This is a genomic window from Halomicroarcula saliterrae (assembly GCF_031624395.1).
Taxonomy (GTDB): Archaea; Halobacteriota; Halobacteria; order Halobacteriales; family Haloarculaceae; genus Haloarcula; species Haloarcula saliterrae.
In genome coordinates this window covers 295,146-318,054 of the sequence record NZ_JAMQON010000004.1, presented here as the reverse complement: position 1 = coordinate 318,054, position 22,909 = coordinate 295,146, and the positions used below count along the sequence as shown (strand labels likewise).

At 68.4% G+C, this 22,909-nt stretch carries 22 protein-coding genes; 12 read left to right on the top strand and 10 right to left on the bottom strand.

Going from position 1 to position 22,909, the window contains the following annotated elements; genetic code table 11:
- Positions 1 to 67: 67 nt before the first annotated feature.
- Positions 68 to 1,990 (top strand): ABC transporter ATP-binding protein, encoded by a 1,923-nt coding sequence (locus NDI56_RS15350; RefSeq protein ID WP_310920519.1) that lies wholly within the window; start codon positions 68 to 70, stop codon positions 1,988 to 1,990.
- Here NDI56_RS15350 and NDI56_RS15345 read toward each other — a convergent pair.
- Positions 1,987 to 2,328 (bottom strand): hypothetical protein, encoded by a 342-nt coding sequence (locus NDI56_RS15345; protein WP_310920518.1) that lies wholly within the window; start codon positions 2,326 to 2,328, stop codon positions 1,987 to 1,989. The two genes, NDI56_RS15350 and NDI56_RS15345, sit on opposite strands and share 4 nt — an antisense overlap.
- A 170-nt stretch (positions 2,329 to 2,498) precedes the next feature.
- Positions 2,499 to 3,836, bottom strand: a complete 1,338-nt coding sequence (gene thiD, locus NDI56_RS15340; protein ID WP_310920517.1) for a bifunctional hydroxymethylpyrimidine kinase/phosphomethylpyrimidine kinase — start codon at positions 3,834 to 3,836, stop codon at positions 2,499 to 2,501.
- A 179-nt stretch (positions 3,837 to 4,015) separates the two neighbouring features.
- On the opposite strand from thiD, the gene NDI56_RS15335 reads away from it, so the two are divergent.
- On the top strand, positions 4,016 to 4,180 hold the full coding sequence (locus NDI56_RS15335) for a DUF7331 family protein (protein ID WP_310920515.1): 165 nt from the start codon (positions 4,016 to 4,018) through the stop codon (positions 4,178 to 4,180).
- 62 nt (positions 4,181 to 4,242) lie between these two features.
- Here the strand turns inward: NDI56_RS15335 and NDI56_RS15330 are convergent, their stop codons facing one another.
- Entirely contained in the window at positions 4,243 to 5,262 is a 1,020-nt protein-coding gene (locus tag NDI56_RS15330) for an AIR synthase family protein (protein WP_310920513.1), read from the bottom strand.
- A 96-nt stretch (positions 5,263 to 5,358) separates the two neighbouring features.
- On the opposite strand from NDI56_RS15330, the gene NDI56_RS15325 reads away from it, so the two are divergent.
- Positions 5,359 to 5,808 (top strand): DUF6789 family protein, encoded by a 450-nt coding sequence (locus NDI56_RS15325; protein ID WP_310920511.1) that lies wholly within the window; start codon positions 5,359 to 5,361, stop codon positions 5,806 to 5,808.
- A 19-nt stretch (positions 5,809 to 5,827) separates the two neighbouring features.
- Entirely contained in the window at positions 5,828 to 6,061 is a 234-nt protein-coding gene (locus NDI56_RS15320) for a cupredoxin domain-containing protein (RefSeq protein WP_310920510.1), read from the top strand.
- A gap of 152 nt (positions 6,062 to 6,213) precedes the next feature.
- Here NDI56_RS15320 and NDI56_RS15315 read toward each other — a convergent pair whose 3' ends face one another.
- The 3 genes from NDI56_RS15315 to NDI56_RS15305 form a co-directional block, all read right to left on the bottom strand.
- A complete protein-coding gene (locus NDI56_RS15315) occupies positions 6,214 to 8,268 on the bottom strand; it encodes a CARDB domain-containing protein (RefSeq protein ID WP_310920509.1) in 2,055 nt (684 codons plus the stop codon).
- 40 nt (positions 8,269 to 8,308) lie between these two features.
- Positions 8,309 to 8,737, bottom strand: coding sequence for an arsenate-mycothiol transferase ArsC (locus NDI56_RS15310; RefSeq protein ID WP_310920508.1), 429 nt, complete (start codon positions 8,735 to 8,737; stop codon positions 8,309 to 8,311).
- Between the two features lie 193 nt (positions 8,738 to 8,930).
- Positions 8,931 to 10,157 (bottom strand): hypothetical protein, encoded by a 1,227-nt coding sequence (locus NDI56_RS15305; protein WP_310920507.1) that lies wholly within the window; start codon positions 10,155 to 10,157, stop codon positions 8,931 to 8,933.
- A gap of 97 nt (positions 10,158 to 10,254) precedes the next feature.
- On the opposite strand from NDI56_RS15305, the gene mutS reads away from it, so the two are divergent.
- From mutS to NDI56_RS15275, 6 genes are all read left to right on the top strand, one after another.
- Entirely contained in the window at positions 10,255 to 12,915 is a 2,661-nt protein-coding gene (gene mutS, locus NDI56_RS15300; protein ID WP_310920506.1) for a DNA mismatch repair protein MutS, read from the top strand.
- Positions 12,916 to 13,623: 708 nt separating this feature from the next.
- Positions 13,624 to 14,901, top strand: a complete 1,278-nt coding sequence (locus NDI56_RS15295) for an ABC transporter substrate-binding protein (RefSeq protein ID WP_310920504.1) — start codon at positions 13,624 to 13,626, stop codon at positions 14,899 to 14,901.
- A gap of 18 nt (positions 14,902 to 14,919) precedes the next feature.
- Positions 14,920 to 15,921, top strand: a complete 1,002-nt coding sequence (locus tag NDI56_RS15290) for a carbohydrate ABC transporter permease (protein ID WP_310920502.1) — start codon at positions 14,920 to 14,922, stop codon at positions 15,919 to 15,921.
- Entirely contained in the window at positions 15,918 to 16,844 is a 927-nt protein-coding gene (locus tag NDI56_RS15285; protein ID WP_310920500.1) for a carbohydrate ABC transporter permease, read from the top strand. Before NDI56_RS15290 ends, NDI56_RS15285 begins: the two co-directional genes overlap by 4 nt.
- Positions 16,845 to 16,860: 16 nt before the next feature.
- Positions 16,861 to 18,009 carry an ABC transporter ATP-binding protein gene (locus NDI56_RS15280; protein ID WP_310920499.1) on the top strand — a complete coding sequence of 383 codons (1,149 nt, stop codon included), beginning with the start codon at positions 16,861 to 16,863 and terminating at the stop codon, positions 18,007 to 18,009.
- A 66-nt stretch (positions 18,010 to 18,075) separates the two neighbouring features.
- The gene (locus NDI56_RS15275; protein ID WP_310920498.1) at positions 18,076 to 19,131 is read left to right on the top strand and encodes a TrmB family transcriptional regulator; all 1,056 of its coding nucleotides are present in this window, start codon (positions 18,076 to 18,078) and stop codon (positions 19,129 to 19,131) included.
- 21 nt (positions 19,132 to 19,152) lie between these two features.
- On the opposite strand, the gene NDI56_RS15270 is transcribed toward NDI56_RS15275, so the two are convergent.
- Together NDI56_RS15270 and NDI56_RS15265 are read right to left on the bottom strand one after the other, a co-directional pair.
- On the bottom strand, positions 19,153 to 19,563 hold the full coding sequence (locus NDI56_RS15270) for a DUF7992 family protein (RefSeq protein WP_310920497.1): 411 nt from the start codon (positions 19,561 to 19,563) through the stop codon (positions 19,153 to 19,155).
- 39 nt (positions 19,564 to 19,602) lie between these two features.
- Positions 19,603 to 20,199 carry a class I SAM-dependent methyltransferase gene (locus tag NDI56_RS15265; RefSeq protein WP_310920495.1) on the bottom strand — a complete coding sequence of 199 codons (597 nt, stop codon included), beginning with the start codon at positions 20,197 to 20,199 and terminating at the stop codon, positions 19,603 to 19,605.
- A gap of 85 nt (positions 20,200 to 20,284) precedes the next feature.
- Between NDI56_RS15265 and NDI56_RS15260 the strand changes: the two genes are divergently transcribed.
- Positions 20,285 to 21,043 (top strand): hypothetical protein, encoded by a 759-nt coding sequence (locus NDI56_RS15260; RefSeq protein WP_310920494.1) that lies wholly within the window; start codon positions 20,285 to 20,287, stop codon positions 21,041 to 21,043.
- Here NDI56_RS15260 and NDI56_RS15255 read toward each other — a convergent pair whose 3' ends face one another.
- Both NDI56_RS15255 and NDI56_RS15250 read right to left on the bottom strand, forming a co-directional pair.
- Positions 21,044 to 21,550: a hypothetical protein gene (locus NDI56_RS15255; RefSeq protein ID WP_310920493.1), complete on the bottom strand. Its 507-nt coding sequence runs from the start codon at positions 21,548 to 21,550 to the stop codon at positions 21,044 to 21,046.
- A 24-nt stretch (positions 21,551 to 21,574) separates the two neighbouring features.
- Positions 21,575 to 22,243, bottom strand: a complete 669-nt coding sequence (locus tag NDI56_RS15250; RefSeq protein WP_310920492.1) for a class I SAM-dependent methyltransferase — start codon at positions 22,241 to 22,243, stop codon at positions 21,575 to 21,577.
- A 64-nt stretch (positions 22,244 to 22,307) separates the two neighbouring features.
- On the opposite strand from NDI56_RS15250, the gene NDI56_RS15245 reads away from it, so the two are divergent.
- Positions 22,308 to 22,892, top strand: coding sequence for a cupin domain-containing protein (locus NDI56_RS15245; RefSeq protein WP_310920491.1), 585 nt, complete (start codon positions 22,308 to 22,310; stop codon positions 22,890 to 22,892).
- Positions 22,893 to 22,909 lie beyond the last annotated feature (17 nt).

The window sequence follows — 22,909 nt, the reverse complement described above, 5'->3', positions numbered from 1 at the left end:
CCCGCGCGGACGCCGCCCCGACGGCGAGGTACCGAATGAGACGGCGAGTCGCCGGAGCGGCGCCCCGATGAGCGCCGAGGAACCGACGGCCCTCGAACCGAGCGAGGGCGGCTCGATGTGGCGTCTCTACGCCGCTTACGGGCGCGAGAACACGGGCAGTGCCGTCCTCGGTACCGTGATGGCGCTCGTGGCCCGCGGGACCGGACTGGTCCCCGCGCTCCTGCTCGGGCTGGCCATCGACGCCGTGTTGCTGGACACCCGCCCGTTCTCGCTGCCGCTGGTTCCCGACGCGTGGATGCCCCCCGCGGCCGCCGGCCAGCTCCGGGTCACTGTCGCCGTCATCGTCGGCGCGACGCTTCTCGGCGCCGTGGCCTCGTATCTCGGGAGCTACGGCTGGAACCGCTTCGCCCAGACCGTTCAACACGACCTCCGCACCGACGCCTACGAACACCTGCAGGCCCAGGACCGGGCGTTCTTCGATTCGTCGCGGACCGGCGAGCTACTCGCCGTGCTGAACAACGACGTGAACCAGCTGGAGTCGTTTCTCACCGACGGCGTCAACTCCGGGCTGCGCATCGTCGCGCTGGTCGTCGGCGTCGGGCTGGTCATGCTCGCGCTGAACCCGTGGCTCGCGCTGGTGTCGTTGACCGCCGTGCCGGTGCTCGTGCTCTTTACCGCCGCCTTCGTCCGGAACATCCAGCCCAAGTACGCCGCGATGCGGGAGAGCGTCGGTGACCTGAACGCCAGACTGGAGAACAACGTCGGGGGCATCGAGGTCATCAAGACCGAAGGCGCCGAGACGTACGAGACCGAGCGGGTACGCGCGGCCTCCCAGTCGTACTACGACACCAACTGGGACGCCATCCGCACGCGAATCACTTTCTTCCCCGCGCTGTCGCTCATCTCCGGGTTGAGCTTCGCGCTCACCTTCGCAGTCGGCGCGTTCTGGGTGCTCAACGGGCCGCCGACGCCCTTCTCCGGGACCGTCACCGCGGGCGCGTTCGTCACGTTCATGCTGTACACCCAGCAGTTCATCTGGCCGCTGGCCCAGTTCGGCCAGATCGTCAACAGCTACCAGCGCGCCCGCGCCTCCAGCGACCGCGTCTACGCCGTGCTGGAGGCCGAACCCGGCGTCCGCGAGGCCGACGAGCCGGTCGCGCTCCCGTCGGTCGCCGGCCGCGTCGAGTACGACGACGTCACCTTCAGCTACGACCCCGAGGACGCGGAGACGCCGCCGGTGCTCCGGGGTGTCTCTTTCGAGGTGTCGCCCGGCGACACCGTCGGCATCGTCGGGCCCACGGGCAGTGGGAAGTCCACGCTGGTGAAGCTGCTCGTCCGGCTGTACGACCCCGAGGGCGGCGCGGTCCGCATCGACGGGCACGACGTGCGGGACGTGTCGATAGCGGACCTCAGACGCGCCGTGGGCTACGTCGCCCAGGAGCCGTTCCTGTTCTACGGCACCGTCCGCGAGAACATCGCCTACGGCACGTTCGACGCCGACGACGACGCTATCGAGACCGCCGCCCACCGCGCGGCGGCCCACGAGTTCGTCGAGAACCTCCCCGAGGGGTACGAGACGATGGTCGGCGAGCGCGGGGTGAAGCTCTCGGGCGGCCAGCGCCAGCGCGTCGCGCTCGCCCGGACCTTCCTCAAGGAGCCCGAGATTCTGGTGCTGGACGAGGCGACCAGCCACGTCGACACCGAGACCGAGGCCATCATCCAGCGCAGCCTGCGGGACCTGGCGACCGACCGGACGACCGTCGCCATCGCGCATCGGCTCTCGACCGTCAAAGACGCCGACACCGTCATGGTGCTCGAAGGCGGCCGGGTCGTCGAGCAGGGGACCCATCGGGAGCTGCTGGCCGAGAACGGTCTCTACGCCAACCTCTGGCGGGTCCAGGCCGGCGACTTCGAGGACCTTCCCGACAGCTTCTTCGAGGCTGCCATCGCCCGCCGGGCGGCCATCGAGGGCGGCGGCGAGTCGGACTAGGTTTGGAGATGGAGACGAGTGTTGTGGACGAATGCGTACAGTCCCAAGATAGCTACCACTCCGGGAATAATCAGCGCTGTTTTCACTCCGGCATACACCGACGGCAAGTAGCTATACATCCCGAGCAGGTACTCGGCGACGAGATACGATAGTCCGAGTACGCCTAGGCCGGCTACTTTTGCGAGGCCAAACGGCAACGGTCCGGGGTGCTCGCCGAAGTGGTTTACGACGTATGGGTTTCTTTCCGGCAACTCCTCGTCGGGCCACACTGTTGTAGCCCAATCCAGCATCCATCCAACTGCCGCGAAACCCCACACCCATATTTCCAGATCACTCATCTCAGCCGGTAACCTACGTTCCAGTCGGCATCTACAAACATAGATATTCCGGCAGCTGTGTAGGCAGTATTTAGGTCAGGCGCGGGTGATGCCGAGAGCCAGCCGGGGCTTTCTGGCTGTATGCCGTTCAGGCCCCCACGCAAGTTATCGCTGAAACCCGATGTGCTGCCCTACTGCTCGGTGTGTTCCAAGATTGTCTCGACCCGCTCTGTCACCGTGGCCGCGCCGTCGGCCAGCACCAGCAGCCGGCCCTCGACGCCGACCGCGCCGGGGTCGACGACGGCGACTGGCGACCCCTCGAACCCCTCGAACGCCGTCTCGACCCGCGCTTCGGGCGTGGCGTCCGCCTCGCGCTCGCTGTCGGCCACCGACGCGACGGCGCCGTCGAGCGCGTCGAGGGCGGTGTCGTCGGGCAGCCGGCAGGTGACCGCGAACCGGCGCGACGGGTCGCGTTCTCGCACCGCCAGCAGGCTGCGGGCCAGCTCCGGCTCGGCGCCGAACCGGACGCCGTGGTTCGGTCGCGGGCCGGCCATCGTCAGCGTGACGCGCCCGTCGACCGCGGCGACCTCGTCGGGCCGTTCGGCGTAGGGGGTCGCGGCCGCGACGGCCATCCCCGACTCGGGGACCAGCGGGGCCAGTTCGTTTCCGGTCAGGGCCGCGACGACGCTCTCGACGGCCTCGCTCGTCTCCTCGCGAGCGGCCGCGTCGCGGAGTTCGACGGTGTGGTGGACCGCGCCGGGTCCGTCGCCCACGTCGAGGTTGTAGCGGACCGCCCGCGAGAGCAGGTCGATGCCGCTGGCGACGGCGCTCCGAAGGTCGTCGCCGTGGGCCAGTCGCGTGGCGATGGCCGCCGAAAGCGTACAGCCCGACCCGTGGGTGGCGTCGGTGTCGACGCGGTCGTGGCGGTAGGTCGTCGTCGTTTCGGCCGTCACCAGCACGTCCACGACCGCGTCGCCGGGGACGTGGCCGCCCTTGACGAGCGCGGCGTCGGCGCCCATCTCGACGAGGTCACGGCCCGCGGCGGCCGCGTCGTCGGGGTCGTCGATGTCTCGCCCGGTCAGCACCGCGGCCTCGTCGGCGTTGGGCGTGACGACGGCCGATTCGGCGACGAGTTCCTCGTAGGCGTCCTCGGCCTCGCGGGCGAGCAGTCGGTCGCCCGAGGTGGCGACCATCACCGGGTCGACGACGAGGCCGGGGAGGTCGCCGGCCCGCTCGACGACGAGGTCGACGACGTCGCCGGTGGCGAGCATCCCCGTCTTCACCGCGGCCACGTCGAAGTCGTCCAGCACGGCGCGTATCTGCGCCGCGATGTCCTCGGTCGGCAGGAGGTGGCTCCCCTGTACCCCCGCGGTGTTCTGTGCGGTGACGCTCGTGACGGCGCTGGTCCCGAACGCTCCGCCGGCCTCGATGGTCTTCAGGTCGGCCTGGATACCGGCCCCGCCTCCCGAGTCGCTCCCCGCGATGGTGAGCACGACCGGCGGCGTCACCGGTGACTCCGTTCGTTGCATAGCCGGGGCGTCGGCCGGCGGCCCCAAAGCAGTGCCGACTGGTCGACAACGCGCTGGCCAGCCGGAACGGACCCCGTAACAAACCGGCAATATGCGTACCATCCTAGTATGCTAATAATACTTCATACGACACCCGAGAAACACTTATACGGTAGAGCCTCCCAAACACCATCTGCACAATGGCATCGGCCCCCAGCAACACCAGTAAGGCGGACGAGCAGTACGGCGCTTTTACGACGGGCGACGGCGACGTCGTCGTCTACGACACGGACAACCCCGAGGCGTGGCTCCAGTCCGACTACGCCGTCGAAGTAGGTCCCTCCTCCGAGCGGACAAGCGTCTAGTTCTCTCCGACTCGAACCGATCTACACGACCGCGTGCCGTCGGGTCGCGCGTTCGTGCCTTCCTACTCCAGCTTCCCCAGATACTCCTCGAAGGTCCCCCAGAACGGGTCCACGCCGGGGTGTGCCGTCGGCTCGCCGTCGACGACCAGCCCGGAGCCGTCGGTCACCTCGCCGGCGTCGGCAGCGGGAATCCCCTCCGACTCCAGCGCGTCGAGCACGTCGTCGACGCCGCCCGGCTCGACCGCCGCCAGTAGGGTCCCCTCGCTGATCGACACCCACGGGTCGATATCGAAGAACTCGCAGGCCTCGGCCACGCCGGGCTGGACGGGCACGCGGTCCGTCTCCAGTTCGACGCCGACGCCGGCCGCGCGGGCCATCTCGTAGAGCCCGCCGTAGATACCGCACTCGGTCGCGTCGTGCATCGCTGTCACCGGTCCGGCGGCCGCCGCGGTTAACGCGTCCCTGACGGGGCTCATGTCGTAGAAGCGGTCGGTGGCGTCGTCGATCGTCGCGGCGTCGAGTTCGTCGGCCATGAGCGACTCGAACTGGATGGAAAGCAGGCCGGTCGCCTCGATAGCCGGCCCTTTCGTGACGACGATGCGGTCGCCGACGCCGGCGCCGTCGGGGCGGACGAGGTCGTCGAAGTCGCCGACCGATACCGCCGTCGCACCCCCGACCATCGGGTAGTTACAGCCGGCGTACCGACCGGTGTGGCCGGTGACGACGGAGACGCCCAGCTCGCGGGCCTCCGCGTCGAAGGTCTCCCACACCGTCCGGAACTCCTCGTTCGTGATTTCGGGCGGGAGGTTGAAGTCGACGGAGAGATGCGTCGGTGCCAATCCCGAGACCGCCACGTCGCTCATGAGGATGTGGAACGCGAACCAGGCGGCGCGCTCGAAGCCGAGCGACGGCATCACGAACACCGGGTCGCTGGCCATCGCGACGGCCCGTTCGCCCACGTCGACCACACCGAAGTCGACGCCGTGTCGGGGCCCCAGCCGGACGTCGTCGCGGTCCGCGCCCAGGTTCGGATAGATGTACTCGTCGAAGAAATCGCGGTCGACCTTGCCGAGTTCTGACATACCTCGTGGTATTCGGGCGCGGTACAAAGCCGTGACTGTGGGGGCGCTCTCGCTCCGGCCGTAGGCTTTTGCCGCCCATCCACGAACTGTCAATGCATGAACAAAACACTCAGCGCCGTCCTCGGCGGCTTCGTCGGAACGTCGGCGATGTCGGTCATCCTCGCCATCGCCGAGGTCGAGGCCCGCTACGCGCTCGGAGTGTTCGACGCCATCGCCCGGTTCGTCCGCGTGCCCGGCAACCCGGTGCTGGGGTTCGTCATCTACGCGCTCGTCGGGACCGCCGTCTGGCCGCTGCTCTTCTTGAGCCTCGAACGGTACGTCCCGCTGGAGCTGGACCCCGCCGTGGCCGGCATGTTCATGGGCGTCGTCCTGTGGCTCGCCTTCGCCGTCGTCGGCCGAGGAGACAGCAGCGGCGTGGCGCTCGTTATCTACGTCGTCTTCACGCTCGCGGCCCACCTCGTCTACGGCTTCTCGATGGGCGCGGTGTACGGCCAGCTGTCGAACCACGTGTCGCTGCGGGACGACGCGGTGAGCGACCTCCCCTGACCCGCCGGCCGTCGCGCCGGTGACCGAGCCCGGCAGCTATCAGCTCTACTGTGCCGAGTTCTGTGGCACCGACTACCCGCGGATGCGCGCGACCGTCCCGGTCGTCCCGCCCGACGAGTGCCGCGAGCGTCTGGCAGCGATAGACGACGGTGCCGCGGCGCCGTCCGAACCGCGCGACACGACGGCAGACCAGAGCGCACAGCCGGCGGGGCGCGCCCGCACACGTTCACGCAAGCTAACACTTTTTCAGTGACGACGCGCTAGCGCGCCCGGAGGACTTCCATGCCAGCGAACCACGACTTCCCCGAGCGAGACGACGAGCGCGAGCGAGCGCCCGTCCCCGAACGAATCATCGACAAGATAATCAACGGCCACCTCGCGCGGTGAGCCCCCCTCACCGGGCGTTCACTTTTTGTGCGCCCTGTTCCGACGAGCCAGCACGGCGAGAGCGACCGCCAGCACAGCCGCCGGGACGGTAAAGCCCGCGCCGCTCCCGCCGGTCGTCCCCGGCTCGGTCCCCGCGGTCGGCGCGGCGACTGTCACCGTCACCGGGTCGGCCGCGCCCGCGCCAAGTCGGGTCTCGCCGACCGTCGGGAGCGGGACCGCGACCGACAGCTGCGTGCTGGCCCCGGGCGCCAGCGTCACCGGCTGTCGCGCGACCGGTTCGCCGTCTCGGGTGAACGCGACCGTGCCGTTTGCCGGGACCGCCGCGTCGTTGCGCACCGTCGCCGTGACGACCACACTCTCGCCCCGCTGGACCCGCTGACTGTCCACGCTGACCCCGCTGACGGTCGGCTCCGCCGGGGGTTCGACGACGACAGTGACGCGCTCCCCGCCCGCGCCCAGCGTGTACTCGCCGGCTCGCTCGAAGGTGTGGGCCAGCCGGACCGTCCGCTCGCTCTCGGCGGCTATCTCGCCGGTCGCCGACGTGACGGCGGTCCCGTCGACGGTCAGCGTTGCGTTGTAGGTCCCCGCCTTCCCGCCCGTGTTGCTGACGACGGTGTCGACGGTCAGCGTCTCCCCGGTCGCCAGCCGAACGGGGGTCGCCGAGACCGTCTCGTTGCGGTAGGGCCCGCTCGCCCGGTAGCCGTCGGTGGCGTTCGGGAGCGCGTAGCCGACCTGTGCCGGCACCACCCCGAACAGCCGCGAGTGTGTAGACTGGTCCCACATCGAGAGCGAGTCCGACGTTTCCGTGGCGGCCACCGCCGTCGCCCGCGAGTCCGCTCCGCCGGCGCGCTCGACGGCACGGAGGAACCGTGTCTGTGTCACCCGGCTGTCGAGTCCGTTGAGCTCCCTGACTGTCTCTTCGAGCGTCGCCGACCGGTTCGTCGACGCCCGGAGCGCGAGGTCGATGCGCCCCGCCGCTAGCGCCCCTTTGAAGTAGTTCGCGTTGCGCGTCCACGTCGCGGGCTCGGCCAGCACGACGTCGTCGTAGGCGGAGCGTTCGGCGGTCGAGAGCTGCCGGCGGAAGTCGTCGAACGTGATACGCTCCTGTTCGAGCGTCAACACGGCCGCGTAGTACTGTGCTGTCGCCTCGACGAGCCAGCGCGTCTCCCGGGTCGTCGAGAACGCCTGTCGCGTGTGGACGTACTCGTGGAGCCAGACGTTGCTCGCCTCGTCGAGGCGCTCGAAGTCCCGGACCCAGAAATCCGAGCCCAGCGTCGCCCCCCGCACGGCCCACTCGACCTGTGTGGTCGGGGCCGCGACGACGACCACGTCCTCGTCACGGTCACCGACGCGGAACGACCCCGAGGCGTTCGTCAGCGAGTCCAGTATCGAGTCCGGCGACTCGGCCAGTTCGGCCCGCTCGGGGACCGCCAGCCGGAACGTCTGGCCGTTCTCGGTCCGCTCGACGGTCGTGACCGACCCGAGGTAGACGAGGTTGTCACCCGCTACCCCCGGGCCCGCGGTTCGCGTCCGCCGCTCGAACGTGACCGGGTCCGACGACGAGCCGGAGTAACTCCACGCGCTCCTGACCCCCAGCTGTCTGAACAGCGCCCACTCGCCGGCGTCGACGTCGAGATACCGTCCGCTGGCCGCCTCGGGTCCGGTTCGCCGGGTCGTCTCGTTGGGGTTGTAGCGGAGTTCGATGGACGCCGACGTCGCCCCGTCGTCCAGTTCGTACACCGTCTCGTTGACGCGGCTGAACCCGTCCGTCCCGGTCACCGTCGTCTCCGCCGGCAGGGTCGCTTCGAGCGATTGCACCCGGTCGGGGACGTCGTAGCTGAGGCGCACTCGCACCTGTCCCGGTCGGTCCGGCGTCAGCGCGTAGCGTTCGGTCTGGACGATGGTGTCGTCCGTCTGGGTCGCGGTGGCGGCTGGCGCGACCGACGACTGGCCCCCACCCGCTGGGTCGGGCTGGTCGATTGCCACCGGCACGGCGACGGCCGTGCCGGCCATCGAGACGACGAGAAACACTGCGACTGACACGGCCACCCAGCCGTGGTGCGGTCCACGCATTACACGCCGGTTACGACTCGCCGGTGATATACTTGACCGCTCAGGCGGTCTCCAGTCGCGCTTCGATGTCGTCGAACACCGCGGCGACGCGCTCGCCGATGTCGTCGCGAATCTCGCGCACGGCGTCGAGGTCCTGCCCGTCGGGGTCGGTCAGCGCCCAGTCCCGGACCTCGACGTCGGCGTCGAGGTCGAGCGTCGAACAGCCCATCGTGACCACGAGGTCACACGTCTCCAGCTCCGCGGTGGAGACCGCCCGCGGGGTCCGGTCCGAGAGGTCGACGTCGAGCTCCCGCATGATCTCGACGACTTCGGCGTGGACGTGGTCGGCGGGGTCCGTGCCGCCGGTGACGACCTCGACGCGGTCTGTCAGGTCCCGCTCGGCGATTTCCCGCTCGGCGAAGGCGGTCGACATCTGGGAGCGGCCTGCGTTCTGAACACAGACGAAGGCGACGCGGAGTGGTTCGGTCATTCGAGTGTATCTCCCGGCCACCGCAAATGGTGTTTTCGGTACGCTCCCGTCTCTATACCGCTATGTAGTGCTATTGCCGGACTGTCGGGAGCGCTGAACGCCTGGGCGGTGTCGGACCGCCTGTGGTGGTTCGACGGAGTCCGCGTGTCTTTCACTGTCTCTGACACGTCGGCCGCGAGTGAGCCTCTGGAGTTCACGGGCCCCGCACGGCGACGGACTGGTTCAGTTCGACGGTCGCGTTCCGGGCAAACGCCGCCGGTCCGACGACGACCACCGTCGTCCGTGCGTCTCCCTGCCGAACGCGATACGCCGTGTCCCCGTCGCGCCAGCCCGTCGCCGTCCGTCTCGCCTGCCGGTCCAGCGCAGTTCCGAGCGCAGTCCGGAACTCGCTCTCGTTCGCCGTGTCGTCCCACCGCGCAATCCAGACGTACCCCTTCGCGGAGCCGTTCTGAAACGTGACGAGGGCGTCGTTACCCCATCCAGCGGCCCCGGCTGAGGACTGTGACTCGTTCAGACTGGCCGACAGGGCGATCCGCGTCCCGAGTTCGCCGACGCGGCCGCGCCTCCGCTGTTCCCACTGGTCGGCCGTGACGTCGACCGTGAGATTCGCCGGCGGTTCGGCCCCGGGCTCGTAGCGGTGTATAATCGCTTCCGTGCTCTGTGGCGGCTGGGCGTAAATCGCCTCGACGGTCTCGTTGCCCGCCAGCCGGTCGGCGACGTATCTGTACCCGAACCGATACGGTGCCACGAAGTATCGACCGCCAGCGGTGTCCTGTCGCTGGTAGAGCCGCTCGTATCGGATTCCCTGGGGGAGCGTATCGGTGTTCGCTCGCTGATACCTGTCGGCGGCGTACGTCGCCGCGCCCTCGCGGACCGTGAGAATCAGGAGCGGTCGCTCGACGCCGAACGGCGGAATCGCGTCCATCCGCCCGGACTCGAACATCGTCCCGGTCGCGCCGCGCTGGTTCTGAATCACGTGCGTGTACTCGTGTACCAGCACGCCCTCGATTCGCGGGTCCGTCGCCACGCTTCGATTGATGCGAACCAGGTCGTGTCCGATGGTTTGCCCGGCGAGTCCGAGCCCGCTATCCGGAGCGTGCACGCCGAGCAGCTGCAGGAACTCCGGGGGCTCCGCCGTCGATTCCGCCTCCGCGGGGTCGATTACCTGAATCCGTTCCGGAGGGCGAACGTCTACGCCGCGGCGCTGTGCGATTCGCTGGAAGAGTCGCCCCTGGTCGGCGGCGATGGGACCGCCCTCGACACGGATCTGTGACCCGTTCGCCGTCACGTCGGTCGCCGGTGTGACGGGGGTACTCGCCGTCGTCGGCGGTTCGTCGGTGTCGGCCTGTGTCGTCCACGGCGTGGTGCAGCCGGCGGTCGACACGGCGAGGAGTAACAGGAGGACAATTCGGGCAGACATCAGCGGACGTTCATATCCCGACGGGACAAAAGTATCCCTCGGGTGAACCCACCTCGCACCCGCAATCCTTACCCCGGGGAGACGCACACAGACGGATATGACTGAGGCGACGGGTATCGTCGGTGAGTTCCTCTCGCTCAAGGAGGGGACCGACGCCGACATACTGGCGATGCAGTGCGGTGATTTCTACGAGTTCTTCGCCGACGACGCCGAGCTGGTGGCCGCGGAACTGGACCTGAAGGTGAGCCAGAAGTCCTCCCACGGTTCGAACTATCCGATGGCCGGCGTGCCGGTCGACGACCTGACGCCGTACGTCTCCGCGCTGGTCGAACGGGGCTACCGGGTCGCGGTAGCCGACCAGCACGAGACGGCCGACGGCCACGCCCGCGAGATAACGCGCGTGGTGACGCCCGGGACGCATCTGGCGACCGGCGACGCCAGTGCGCAACATCTCGCCGCCGTGGTCAGACACGACGGCGACACCTACGGGCTGGCCGTCGCGGACGTGACGACGGGTCGGTTCCGGGTGACGCAGCTGGACGACGCCGACGCCGCCGCGGTGTTGACGGAGCTGTACACGTTCTCGCCGGCCGAGGTGTTGCCGGGGCCGGAACTCAGGAACGACGACGACTTCCTGGCCCAGCTGGACGAGCGCTCGGATGCGGCCGTCTCCCTGCACGCCACCGAGTCGTTCGCGCCCGGGCGGGCGCGCCACCGCGTTCGGGAACAGTTCGGAGCCGAGACGCTGGCGAGCGTGGGTATCGACGGCGACGACGCGGCCATCGCGGCCGCCGGTGCGGTGCTGTCCTACGTGGAGGAGACCGGCGTCGGGACGCTGGCCGCGGTGACGCGACTGCAGGCCTACGGCGCCCGCGACCACGTCGCGCTGGACGCGACCACGCAGCGCAACCTCGAACTCACCGAGACGATGCAGGGGGAGTCGGCCGGGTCGCTGTTCGAAACTGTCGACCACACCGTCACCGCTGCCGGCGGGCGCCGCCTGAAACAGTGGCTCCAGCGCCCGCGCCGCGAGCGGGGCGAACTGGTCCGGCGCCAGACCGCCGTGGCGGCGCTCACCCGGGAAGCGATGGCCCGGGAGGCGATCCGGGAGACGCTTTCCGACGCCTACGACCTCGAACGGCTGGCCGCGCGGGCCACCTCCGGCAGCGCCGACGCCCGGGACCTGCGGGCCGTCCACGACACGCTCGAACTTCTGGGCGAGGTCGCCGACGCCGTCGCCGAGACCGAGCGGCTGGCCGACTCGCCACTCGCGGACGTGCTGGCGAGCGCCGACCGCGAGGCCGCCGCGGACCTCGCCGCGGAGCTGGACGACGCCCTCGTGGCGGACCCGCCGGGGACCGTCACGCAGGGCGGGCTCTTCCGCACGGGGTACGACGACGAGCTCGACGCACTTATCGAGGAACACGAGGCGTCCCTGGAGTGGCTGGAGAGCCTGCCCGACCGCGAGAAGGGGAAGACCGGTATCACTCACCTCTCCGTCGACCGCAACAAGACGGACGGCTACTACATCCAGGTGGGGAAAAGCGAGACGGACCGGGTCCCCGACGAGTACGAGGAGATAAAGACGCTCAAGAACTCCAAGCGCTACACCATCCCCGAACTGGACGAGACGGAACGGGACGTGCTCCGGCTGGAGGAGCGGCGCCACGAGATGGAGTACGAGCTGTTCGAGCGGGTCCGCGAGCGGGTCGCCGAGCGCGCGCCCCTCTTACAGGACGTGGGCCGGGCGCTGGCGTCGGTCGACACGTTCGGGTCGCTGGCCGTCCACGCCGTCGAGAACGACTGGACCCGGCCCGAGCTGACCGACGACGGCGACCTCGCTATCGAGGCCGGCCGCCACCCCGTCGTCGAACAGACCACGGAGTTCGTTCCCAACGACCTCCGAATGCGCCCCGGCGACCGCGACTTCCTCATCGTCACCGGCCCGAACATGAGCGGGAAGTCGACGTACATGCGCCAGACCGCGCTCATCACGCTGCTGGCCCAGACCGGGAGCTTCGTCCCGGCTCGGTCGGCCACAGTCGGGCTGGTCGACGGCATCTACACCCGCGTGGGCGCGCTGGACGAACTCGCCCAGGGGCGCTCTACGTTCATGGTCGAGATGCAGGAGCTGTCCAACATCCTCCACTCGGCGACCGAGGACTCGCTCGTGATTCTGGACGAGGTCGGCCGCGGGACCGCGACGTTCGACGGCATCTCGATCGCCTGGGCCGCGACGGAGTACATCGCGAGCAACATACGGGCCAAGACCCTGTTCGCGACGCACTACCACGAACTCACGTCGCTGGGCGAGTCCCTGGAGACGGTTCACAACGTCCACGTCGCCGCCGAGGAGAGCGACGGCGACGTCACGTTCATGCGGACGATACGGGACGGCCCGACCGACCGTTCCTACGGAGTCCACGTCGCCGACCTAGCCGGCGTTCCCGAGCCGGTCGTCGACCGGTCGCGGGAGGTGCTTGACCGACTGCGCGAGGACGAGGCCATCGAGGTCCGCGGGAGCGAGGGCGGCGGGGAGACCACGCAGGCCGTCTTCGACCTCTCCGCCGGACAGTTCGACACCGGGGGCGGCCAGCGGACCGAGGCCGACCCCGCCGAGGAGCCCGGCGGTTCGGCGCTGGACGCCGAGACCGAATCGGTGCTCGACGAGCTACAGAACCTCGACGTCAACGAGACGCCGCCTGTCGAACTGATGGGGACAGTCAAGCAGTGGCAAGAAGAGCTGGACGGAACGTGACGCCGGGCGGAGTCACCGGGACCGGGTAGGGCGGGGCGACCATCGCGCTGTCGACGCGGCGAACGCGTGATATCGCGCGCTCCACGACGCCTCCGGGGACCGGTATCCGGACCGCGACGCTCGATTTCACCTTCTCACGCCCTCGGACGGCGTCGCAGTCGAACGGACAGGTCGGGAGCTACCCGTCTCGGCTGGGCGGAGCCGACCCCGTCAGTGTTCGTCGTCGACGACGACCTGTCGTGTTCTCGTATCACAACTCCGCGCGAGCGGCGACGAACACGTCCCGCTGTCACGGCTGTAACAGTTCTTCGAGCGACAGTCCGGGACAGCGCGGCGTTTTCTCCGTTCCGGGGGAGCGACCTGCCAGTTCGCGCTCTGCGCATCGGCCGAAAAGAATTATACTGATATCACAAAACTATAGCCAACGAAATGGCAGTTCACTGACGCGAAACGCCCCATCCTACACGATTAATTCGACTTAATTAGGGGTGTTGTGAACAGAAATAATGTGCTATCGTCGCTATTTGGTGGGCAAACGGACGTTCGAACCACGCTCTGACCGTTGCAAACCGTTTAGCAATTAGAGTATCCCAATTTTTAATGCACATGTTCGCAATGGTGTGGGTGTATGCCAAACAGTCGCAAATATAGCCGCTCGACCGAGACCGCAGCTGCGAACGCTACGCTGACACGTCCGGAGGCAGGACGATGACGGCCGGAGACGGTGATTCCGGTCTCTCCCGCCGTCGCGTGCTCCAGTCGGCCGGTGTCGCTGCGGCCGCCGGACTGGCCGGCTGTGGCGGCGGCGGCGGTGACTCGGGTGCCAACAGCATCGAACTGCTCCACGCGTGGTCAGACGGCGACGGGAACGCGGCCATCGAGGCGCTCATCGGCGGGTTTCAGGAGGCCCACCCCGACGTCGAGTTCGCCGAGGAACCGGTCAACGGGGCCGCGCGCTCGAACCTCGACCAAGTCGTCCAGAACCGACTGCAGGCCAACGACCCCCCGAGCACGTTCCAGACCTGGCCGGGCGAGACGCTGAACAAGTTCGGTGACGCCTACGCGGACATCGAGGGCGACGTCTGGAACGACGACCTCAAGAACAACTATCTGGAGGGGCCACAGGCACAGGCCCAGCTCGACGGCACCTACGTCACGGTGCCGCTGAACATCCACCGCATCAACAACCTGTTTTACAACCAGAACGTGCTGGACGACGCGGGCGTCGACCCGAGTTCGCTGTCCAGTCCCAGCGACGTCGTCGACGCCTGTGCGACAATCTCCCAAGAGACCGACGCGGTCCCCTTCGCCCACCAGACCAGCGGCACCTGGTCGACGACCCAGCTCTGGGAGACCATCCTGCTCGCCGAGGGCGGTATCGACGGCTACGAGGCCTTTACCAACGGTAACGGCAACCGCTCCGACGTCAAGGCGGCGCTCGACTCCGTCGTCGCACTGTCGGAGTACTACCCCAGCGACGCCTCCTCGCTGAGCTTCACCGAGGCCAACACGCTGGTGATGGATGGCAACGCCGCGTTCATCCACCAGGGCGACTGGGCCGCCGGCGCCTACGGCAACGCCGACGGCTTCAATTACGGCGAGCAGTGGGGCCAGATAACCTATCCCGGGACGAGCGGGAGCTACCTGCTGAACATGGACTCGTTCCCGTTCCTCGCGAACAACCCGTCGCCGGAAGCGACCAAGACGTTCCTCAGCTACTGTGGCAGCGCCGAGGGACAGGTACTGTTCAACGCCGAGAAGGGGTCGATTCCGCCCCGCAGCGACGCCGACGTCTCCCAGCTCAACCAGTTCCAGCAGGACCAGTACGAGGACTTCAACAACGCCGACAACCAGCCGCCGTCCGTCGAGCACGGGCTGGCGGTCTCGCCGGGTATCAAGACGAACATCAGTTCGGCGTTCAGCGGCTTCCTGGAGAGCTACGACGCCGACGCGACTGCCGACGCGCTCCTCGAATCGTTCAACTAACCGGGCACTCCCCAATTTATGCGTAACCCACTGACAATACTTCGACGCCGCCTGCCCGGGGGGCGGGATGTCCGCACAGACGGCGGGACAGCGAGCGCCGCCGACGATGGCAACTCGCTGCTCGACCGCGACTCGGTCCGCTCGGCCCCGTTCTGGCTCCCGCCGGCGCTGCTGGTGGGCGTGTTCGTCTACGGCGCCATCGGCTGGAACGTCCTGCTGTCACTGACGGACTTCAGCGGGCTCGGCACTCCCGATTACGGCTCGCTGGACTTCGAGAACTACGTCGTCGCCTTCCAGGGCGGGACGCCGTCCTGGTCGGAGCTCTCGGTCGACCCTATCTGGAACTCCCTCCAGAACACGGTCCTGCTAATCGTCGGCTTCGCGGTGGTCTGTCTGGTGCTCGGACTCCTGCTCGCCATCCTGGTCGACCAGGAGATCCGCTTCGAGAACACCTTCCGGACCATCTACCTGCTGCCGATGAGCCTCTCTTTCGTCGTGACGGCGAAGTTCTGGCTGTACATGTACAACCCCCAGACCGGGCTCATCAACATCGCGCTGGGCGCTGTCGGCATCGGCCCCGTCGAGATCGTCCAGAACCCCGACCTGAAGCTGGCCGCGGTCGCGTTCGCGCTGGTCTGGCAGTTCAGCGGCTACGCGATGGTGGTGTATCTCGCCGGACTGCGGGCTATCCCGGACAGCCACTTCGAGGCCGCCCGCGTCGACGGCGCGAGCACCGTTCGGATGTACTGGCGGGTCATCATCCCCCAGCTCCGGACGGCGACGGTCAGCGCGCTCGTCGTGTTGACCGTGTTCGCGCTGAAAGCGTTCGACTTCCTCTACTCGATGTACGGCTACCAGCCGGGCCCGTCCGCCGACATCCTGGCGACCCGGATGGTCCGTGAGGCCTACAGCAACGGCAACTGGGCGTACGGCTCGGCCATCGCCGTCGTCCTCTTCGTCATGGCCCTCGCCATCGTCTCGCCGTACATCTACTCGCAGTACAAGCGAGGTGCGCTATGAGCTTCGGCACGTCCACCGACGAGGAGGCCGGAACGGACACCGGCTACCCCCTGCGCCGCGTCGGGCTGTACGTCTTCCTGGCCGCGATGGCGGTGTTCTACCTCATCCCCATCGAGACCGGCGTCGTGACGGCCTTTACCGACCCGGCGACGTACTCCGGGCAGTTCCCGTATCTGCCGCCGCTGGAGCCGCTCGTCTCCGGGACCGGCGAGTTCTCCGTCCAGCCGTGGACCAACGCCTTCGACCTGCTGGGCCAGGGGCTCGTCAACAGCCTCATCCTCGTCGTCCCGGCGACCATCCTCTCGGGGCTGCTTGGCAGCATGGCCGCCTACGGGCTGACGACCATCAGCTGGCGCGGCCAGATAGCTATCTACATCCTCTTCGTCGCGGGCATCTTCATCCCGTACCAGGCCGTGCTCGTGCCACTGACGCAGTTCTGGTACAACGTCGTCCCGCTGCGGACGGCGTTCCAGCCACTCACCGTGTTGCCGTTCGTCCAGGAGTACCACTGGAAGCTGGTGGCGCTCATCGTCACCCACACGGCCTACGGCCTGCCAATCTGTACGCTGCTGTTCCGGGCCCACTACAAGAAGCTCTCCGACGAGATGGTCGAGGCCGCCCGGCTCGACGGGGCCTCGATATACCGCATCTACCGCCGTATCATCCTCCCGCTGTCGATACCGATGTTCGCGGTGGTGTTCATCTACCAGTTCACCCAGATATGGAACGACCTGCTCTTTGCGCTCACCATCGTCCAGTTCGGCGACGCGTCGGTGGTGACTCAGGAGCTGGTCGGTATCGGCGTCTCCCAGTCGGGGACGAACTTCCCGCTCCGGATGGCCGGAGCACTCGTCGCCGCGCTCCCGACGCTGCTCGTGTACGTGCTGTTCGGCGAGAAGTTCGCGAAGGGAGTGGCGGCATGATTCCAACACGACAACAATGGCAGAACTAACACTCGACAACGTAACGAAGGTCTTCACCGAGGACGACGGTAACGAAATCGTCGCCGTCGACGAGGTGAACGTCGACATCGACGACGGCGAGTTCCTCGTCCTCGTCGGCCCGTCGGGCTGTGGCAAGTCCACGACCCTGCGGATGATAGCCGGGCTCGAAACCGTCACGCGCGGCGAAATCGCCCTCGACGGCGAGCGAATCAACGAGAAACAGCCCGCGGACCGCGACATCGCGATGGTGTTCCAGTCCTACGCGCTGTACCCGCACATGACCGTGCGGGAGAACATGAGCTTCGGGCTGGAGGAGTCGACCGACATGACCGACGACGCCATCGCCTCGACCGTCGAGGAGACGGCCGGGATGATGGGTATCGGCGACCTGCTCGACCGCAAGCCCGCCGACCTCTCGGGCGGCCAGCAACAGCGGGTCGCGCTGGGGCGGGCCATCGTGCGGGACCCCGAGGCCTTCCTGATGGACGAACCGCTCAGCAACTTGGACGCGAAGCTCCGGGCGACGATGCGCACCGAACTCCAGCGGCTGCAGGCCGAACTCGGCGTCACCACCGTCTACGTCACCCACGACCAGACCGAGGCGATGACGATGGGCGACCGCATCGCAATCCTCGACGACGGGGTCCTCCAGCAGGTCGGGACGCCGCTGGAGTGTTACCACACCCCGAACAACCAGTTCGTCGCGGGGTTCATCGGCGAGCCGTCGATGAACTTCTTCGAGATGGACGTCCGGGACGGCTCGCTACGCGGCGACCGCTTCGACTACGAACTCACGCCCGACCAGCGCGAGGCCGTCGGTGACGCCGACCGCGTCACGCTCGGTATCCGCCCGGAGGACATCGAGGTCAGCTTCGAGGGCAGCGACCGCCACCAGTACGACGTGTTCGTCGACGTGGTCGAACCCCGCGGCGACGAGAACACCGTCCACCTGACCTTCGACCAGGGCGTCGAGGAGCCCGAGACGTTCACCGCGACCATCAGCGGGCTGCGCCACATCCAGTCGGGCGAACCCGTCGTCGCGACGCTCCCGCCGGACTCGATACACCTGTTCGACGCGACGACCGGGGCGGCGCTGCACAACCGCTCGCTGGAGACGACCGAGGTCACCGAACAGCTCACCTGAGCCACGGCGGCCGCGGTGTCGTCGGGAACAGTGCATACTAACGAACTCAGCCGAAAGCCACCATCAATGACACGGGAACGCCTTCGTGACAACCTCCGATTGCTCGGGCTCTCGTCGAAGGAGGTCGAGGTCTACCTGACCATCCTCGACCACGGGACCGTCACGGTCAGTCAGGTCGTCGACGAGTCCGACGTGTCCCAGCGACACGTCTACCAGATGTGCGAACAGCTCGACGAGCGGGGGCTCGTCGTCCTCAACGACCACGTCAGGCCGTCGGTCGTCCGGGCCCAGCGGGCCGACAGCGCCGTCGGCAGTATCGGCGGCCGCCTCGACGAACTCGAGGCCGACATCGCCAGCGAACTCGCGGACGAGGACGTCTCGGACCTGGAAGTCGAGCTCATCAAGTCCGGCCAGACGCTGGTCAAACGCTGGCAGCGCGATATCGAGTCGGCCACCGGGGAGGTGTTTCTCTGCCTGCCCGCCGCGGTGTTCGCCCAGTTCAGCGACGGGCTGGCCGACGCTATCGACCGCGGGGTCGCCGTCTACGTGCTGGTGACCGACCCGGGACTGGACGCGTTCGACCCGGGCGACGTCGACGGCCACGCGACGCTCGCGCGGACGTGGCGACACGAACCCCGCCCGCTGCTCACGGTCGACAGGGAGCGCATGGTGCTCGACGACCCGAAGCTGCTCGTCGACGCGAGCGGCGGCAGCGCGATATCGCTCACCCGGTCGGCCGTCGCCGGGAACCTCTTTAGCACGTATCTCAGCAACTTCTGGCAGATCGCCACGGAGGCGTACTGCTGTGAGCGGGACCAGCTGCCACAGTCGTACGCGACGCTTCGACAGGCCATCGTTCAGGCGACGCTGCACCAGCGGGACGGCGCCGAACTGACGGCGACGATTACGGCCGAGTCGACGACGTCGGGGGAGATAGTCGAGATGGCAGCGGTCCCGGTCGTCGAGATTCGCCAGGGCCTGCTCGACCCCTTCACCAACGAGTTCCCCATGGAGAACAGCATCTGCGTCGAGTACGAGGGCGACGTGGTCTCGGTGGGCGGGGTGAAGTCGGTCATCGAGGCGTACGAGGCACTGGATATCAGGCTCGAACGGGCCGACTGAGCCGGCGGAGAAGCCGACCGGCTACTCGTCCCGGAGGAGGTAGTCGTTCTCCAGCGTCTCCGAGACCACCCGGCACAGCGACTCCAGTTCGGACTCGACTTCGGCGGCGTCGCTGGCCAGCGCCTCGCGCGCGTCGTCGGAGAGGTCCGGCACGCGGTAGCCGACCGCCCGGTCCGCGGGGTGCCAGTAGAAGTCCAGCTGGTCGAACAGGCCGTGGCGCACGAGCACCTCGAACTCGCTCTCTGTCAGCCCCGTCCCCGTCGTCCACTCCTCGAACCCGTCGGCCCACGCCCCGTCGGCCAGCATCGCTTCGAGTTCGTCTCGGCGGTAGTCGTCACCCGCGTCCTCGTCGACGTCGATAGCTTCGTAGCGCTCGCGGGACTGCGGGTCGGTCAGCGACGGCGGGTCGGGCGGTGAAACGTCGAGTGCCATGCGGTATCTTGTCCGCCCACTAACAAATTTGCTGGGGCGTCAGCCCAGCCGGGCGAAGGCGAACTCGGTCGAACTGCCCAGCGGGTCGTCGGCCGTCGCGGTCCACACGTCGTCGAAGCCGGCGTCGGTGAGCTGGTCCAGCGTCGCCCGCCGGCCGGGCGCCGAGAAGAACATCGAGCCGCCCATCCACCCGCGTCGGACGGTCTCGAAGGCCCCGCTCGGGAGCGTCGTGAGAACCACCCCGCCGGGACGCAACGCGCGAGCGAACTCACGGTACACCTCGGGGTGGCGCTCCCGCGGGACGTGAAAGACCGCGTGATAGGCGGTGACGCCGTCCACGCTGTCGTCGGCCACGGGCAGCGCGGCCATATCGCCCTGGACCAGCCGCGCCTCCGGGACGGTGTCGCGGGCGAGTTCCAGCCCCCGCCGGGAGAAATCCAGCCCGACGGCGCCGGCGGGGAGGTTCGCAAGCGTCCGTGCCCCGTCGCCACAGCCCACGTCGAGGACGGTCGGATTCGGCGGTAGCTCCGCGAGCAGGTCGTCGACGAGCGCCGCGTCCGAGCCGTCGGGGTCCCGCCGCTGTGCGTACGTCTCGGCCACCTCGTCCCAGGCGCGGCGTACCTCGTTGGGGTCCATACGCGGGCTAGGGGCGCTCGCGGTATCAGTCGTTGGGCGCTCGCCGGGACGGAACGCTTGTGTCGCTACACTCCCGGGACCCGGTATGGACAGCGACCACCGGGCCGTCGCGGTCGGGGCACTGGCCGAGCGCGAGTACGAGCGGGCCGGCGACGAGTACAGCCGGGCGGGGTGGGACCGACTGGCCGAGCCACGCGAGGGCCGCTCGCCGTTCGACCCCGACGAGAAGGGGTGGGTCGGACGGGCGCTGCAGCGACTGGTCCTCGCCGGCGTCTGCTACCGCGTCGCCGGGCTGGACGACCGCGCGAGCGCCCGGGCGCGGGAGGGTGTCGCGGTGGCTCGGGACCTCCGGAACGCGCTCGTGGAGCCCGCCCAGCGGGCCTGTCTGCTGGAGTTCGCCGCCGACTTCCGGGTCGCCGGCGGGCTGGAGGGCGTCGGCGAGGCGTACGACGACGCCCGGGTGGCCTACGAGGACGCCGCCGACACCGTCGAGTCGGTCGACGCGCTGACGACGACGCCGCTGTTTCAGGGCGCCGCGGGGGCGCTCCGGCAGGTCGCCCGCGGGCTGGAAAACGGCGAGGTCGCGGTGTCGTGGCACGACCTCCACGGCCCGGACCCCGCCGATGTCGGGCGCTTTCTCGCCCACCGCGTGCGGTTCAAACGGCAGCGGTTCCCGAGTCTGCTCGACCGCGCCGTCGAGGCGGGCTATCTGGCCGCCCCGCGCGGGACGACCGAGTACGACAACGCGAGCTTCCGCTGTCCGGACTGCGGGTCGACCGACGTGAACTGGGTCACCGACCACACGCTCTGTCTGCGCTGCTCGACGCCGATGGCCGAACGGTAGCTACTCCATGACCGACCGCGGTCGCTTCAGGTAGAAATCCTGCTCCATCACGCGCTCGTACACCTCGTACAGCGTCCGGACGGCGGCCTCGTCGGGCGAAAAGTCGATGTACGGGGCGACGTGGTAGGCCTTGGCGCTGGTCAGGAAGAAGTAGAGGGTGCGGAGGTGGGCCGGCGTCGCGTCGACGACGCCCAGCGACCGGCCGCCGAGGTCGTCCGAGAAGTCGTTGAGCATGGCCGCGATGTCGTCGTTGAGCCGCTCGTCCGGGCGTTCGAGCGTCGTCCCGAACGTCTGTTCCAGCAGCTCGCTGGTCGCTCGCACGAACGGGTTCGAGCCGACGCCGGTCGGGTCGACGGCGGCGAACCGCTCGTAGAGGGACAGCAGCGCGGCCAGTTCGGCCTCGGTCACGGCGACCGGGCGAACCGGGTCGCCCTGTGGCAGTGCGTAGTCGGGAAAAGAATAGGAACTCGGGTCCGGCACCTTCCCGAACACCGTATCGAGACTCATAGCCGCAGTACGGGCCCGGGCCAGCTAACTGTTGGGGCGGCGCTCCGCCGCCGTCGGTGCCACCGGCACGGCGCGACCGCGGGCGAACTCCCGAATCGGGTAGTGGCCCGCCGTGTGGGTCTCCGCCTCGATACGTTCCAGGGCGGGGTGGTCGGCCATCCGCGGCAGGAACTCCCGGTTGAGGTGGCAGTTCCCGCCGGCACGGGCCCACAGCGGCGTCAGGAGGTCCTGTGACCGGCCGACGAGGCCCGACGAGCGGACGTGCTCGAAGAAGCGAAACTCCCCGTCCGGCTTCAGGACGCGCGCAATCTCCGCGAGCGCCCCGTCGATGTCGGGAATCGAACAGAACACGCAGCTGGCGACGACGGTGTCGACGCTGTCGTCGACAAAGGGGAGCCGTTCGGCACGCGCCGCGACCACGTCGCCGTCGAAGGACACGTCGGTCAGCCGCCGGGCCAGCCGCCTGTGCATCCCGGGGTCCGGCTCGACCGCGCAGTACGTCTCCAGCGCCGCCGCCTCCCGGTCGAGATACGGCAGCATGGTCCCCGTTCCGGCCCCGATTTCGACGACCGTCCCGGCACAGCCACTCGCCAGGTACTCCCGGTGTCTCGGCGCCTGCCGGTGTTCGAAGTAGACGTTGATGTAGTCGTACAGCCGCGCAATCCACGGGTGGAACCGGACGGTGTCTCCCATTCGGTCTGGTCGTAGTCAGCTACCGGTGCCAGCTACTAAATACTGCGCGGCTGATTGCCGAAATATGGCATCCTGGTCCGCGGTGGCCCGGTCCGGAGAGACTATCGCGTGCCCCCCGACGGGACAGACGATTCGGTTCCTGCAGACCGGCGCGGAGACCGACGGCGAGTACGCCCGGGTCGCGATTACTATCGCGGCCGACGCGACGAGACGCAACTCCGTCACGCACGTCCACCCGCACCAGACCGAGACCATCGCCGTCCAGTCGGGGGTGCTGGGCGTCGCAAAGAACGGCAACCGGGGGACGCTGTACCCCGGCGAGTCCGTGACGTTCGAACCGGGGGACGCCCACGCGTTCTGGAACGCCGGCGACGGGGAACTCGCCGTCGAGACCGAACTGCGTCCCGCGATGCAGGCCGAGCTGTTCATCCGGTTCACCTACGGCCTCTCCCAGGTCGGGCGCGTGTCGCCGTCGGGCATCCCGCTGAACCCGCTTCGGCTCGGCCTCCTGATGGACGAGTTCGAGGGGCACGTCTATCTCGCGGGGCTGCCGATTCCGATACAGAAGTTCGGTGCGCGGGTTCTGGGGCCGCTGGCCCGGGCCGCCGGCTACTCCCTCGACCTCGACGAGGGGTACGAGCGGGCCTGATGCGTCGCGTGTGTCAC

Coding starts and splice junctions, on each gene's coding strand:
- NDI56_RS15260 (WP_310920494.1), top strand. CDS start 20,285: ATGGACAGCGACCACCGGGCCGTCGCGGTCGGGGCACTGGCCGAGCGC.
- NDI56_RS15305 (WP_310920507.1), bottom strand. CDS start 10,157: ATGTCTGCCCGAATTGTCCTCCTGTTACTCCTCGCCGTGTCGACCGCC.
- NDI56_RS15330 (WP_310920513.1), bottom strand. CDS start 5,262: ATGTCAGAACTCGGCAAGGTCGACCGCGATTTCTTCGACGAGTACATC.
- NDI56_RS15265 (WP_310920495.1), bottom strand. CDS start 20,199: ATGGACCCCAACGAGGTACGCCGCGCCTGGGACGAGGTGGCCGAGACG.
- NDI56_RS15350 (WP_310920519.1), top strand. CDS start 68: ATGAGCGCCGAGGAACCGACGGCCCTCGAACCGAGCGAGGGCGGCTCG.
- NDI56_RS15255 (WP_310920493.1), bottom strand. CDS start 21,550: ATGAGTCTCGATACGGTGTTCGGGAAGGTGCCGGACCCGAGTTCCTAT.
- mutS (WP_310920506.1), top strand. CDS start 10,255: ATGACTGAGGCGACGGGTATCGTCGGTGAGTTCCTCTCGCTCAAGGAG.
- NDI56_RS15290 (WP_310920502.1), top strand. CDS start 14,920: ATGCGTAACCCACTGACAATACTTCGACGCCGCCTGCCCGGGGGGCGG.
- NDI56_RS15325 (WP_310920511.1), top strand. CDS start 5,359: ATGAACAAAACACTCAGCGCCGTCCTCGGCGGCTTCGTCGGAACGTCG.
- NDI56_RS15295 (WP_310920504.1), top strand. CDS start 13,624: ATGACGGCCGGAGACGGTGATTCCGGTCTCTCCCGCCGTCGCGTGCTC.
- NDI56_RS15345 (WP_310920518.1), bottom strand. CDS start 2,328: ATGAGTGATCTGGAAATATGGGTGTGGGGTTTCGCGGCAGTTGGATGG.
- NDI56_RS15245 (WP_310920491.1), top strand. CDS start 22,308: ATGGCATCCTGGTCCGCGGTGGCCCGGTCCGGAGAGACTATCGCGTGC.
- thiD (WP_310920517.1), bottom strand. CDS start 3,836: ATGCAACGAACGGAGTCACCGGTGACGCCGCCGGTCGTGCTCACCATC.
- NDI56_RS15275 (WP_310920498.1), top strand. CDS start 18,076: ATGACACGGGAACGCCTTCGTGACAACCTCCGATTGCTCGGGCTCTCG.
- NDI56_RS15310 (WP_310920508.1), bottom strand. CDS start 8,737: ATGACCGAACCACTCCGCGTCGCCTTCGTCTGTGTTCAGAACGCAGGC.
- NDI56_RS15335 (WP_310920515.1), top strand. CDS start 4,016: ATGGCATCGGCCCCCAGCAACACCAGTAAGGCGGACGAGCAGTACGGC.
- NDI56_RS15280 (WP_310920499.1), top strand. CDS start 16,861: ATGGCAGAACTAACACTCGACAACGTAACGAAGGTCTTCACCGAGGAC.
- NDI56_RS15315 (WP_310920509.1), bottom strand. CDS start 8,268: ATGCGTGGACCGCACCACGGCTGGGTGGCCGTGTCAGTCGCAGTGTTT.
- NDI56_RS15285 (WP_310920500.1), top strand. CDS start 15,918: ATGAGCTTCGGCACGTCCACCGACGAGGAGGCCGGAACGGACACCGGC.
- NDI56_RS15270 (WP_310920497.1), bottom strand. CDS start 19,563: ATGGCACTCGACGTTTCACCGCCCGACCCGCCGTCGCTGACCGACCCG.
- NDI56_RS15250 (WP_310920492.1), bottom strand. CDS start 22,243: ATGGGAGACACCGTCCGGTTCCACCCGTGGATTGCGCGGCTGTACGAC.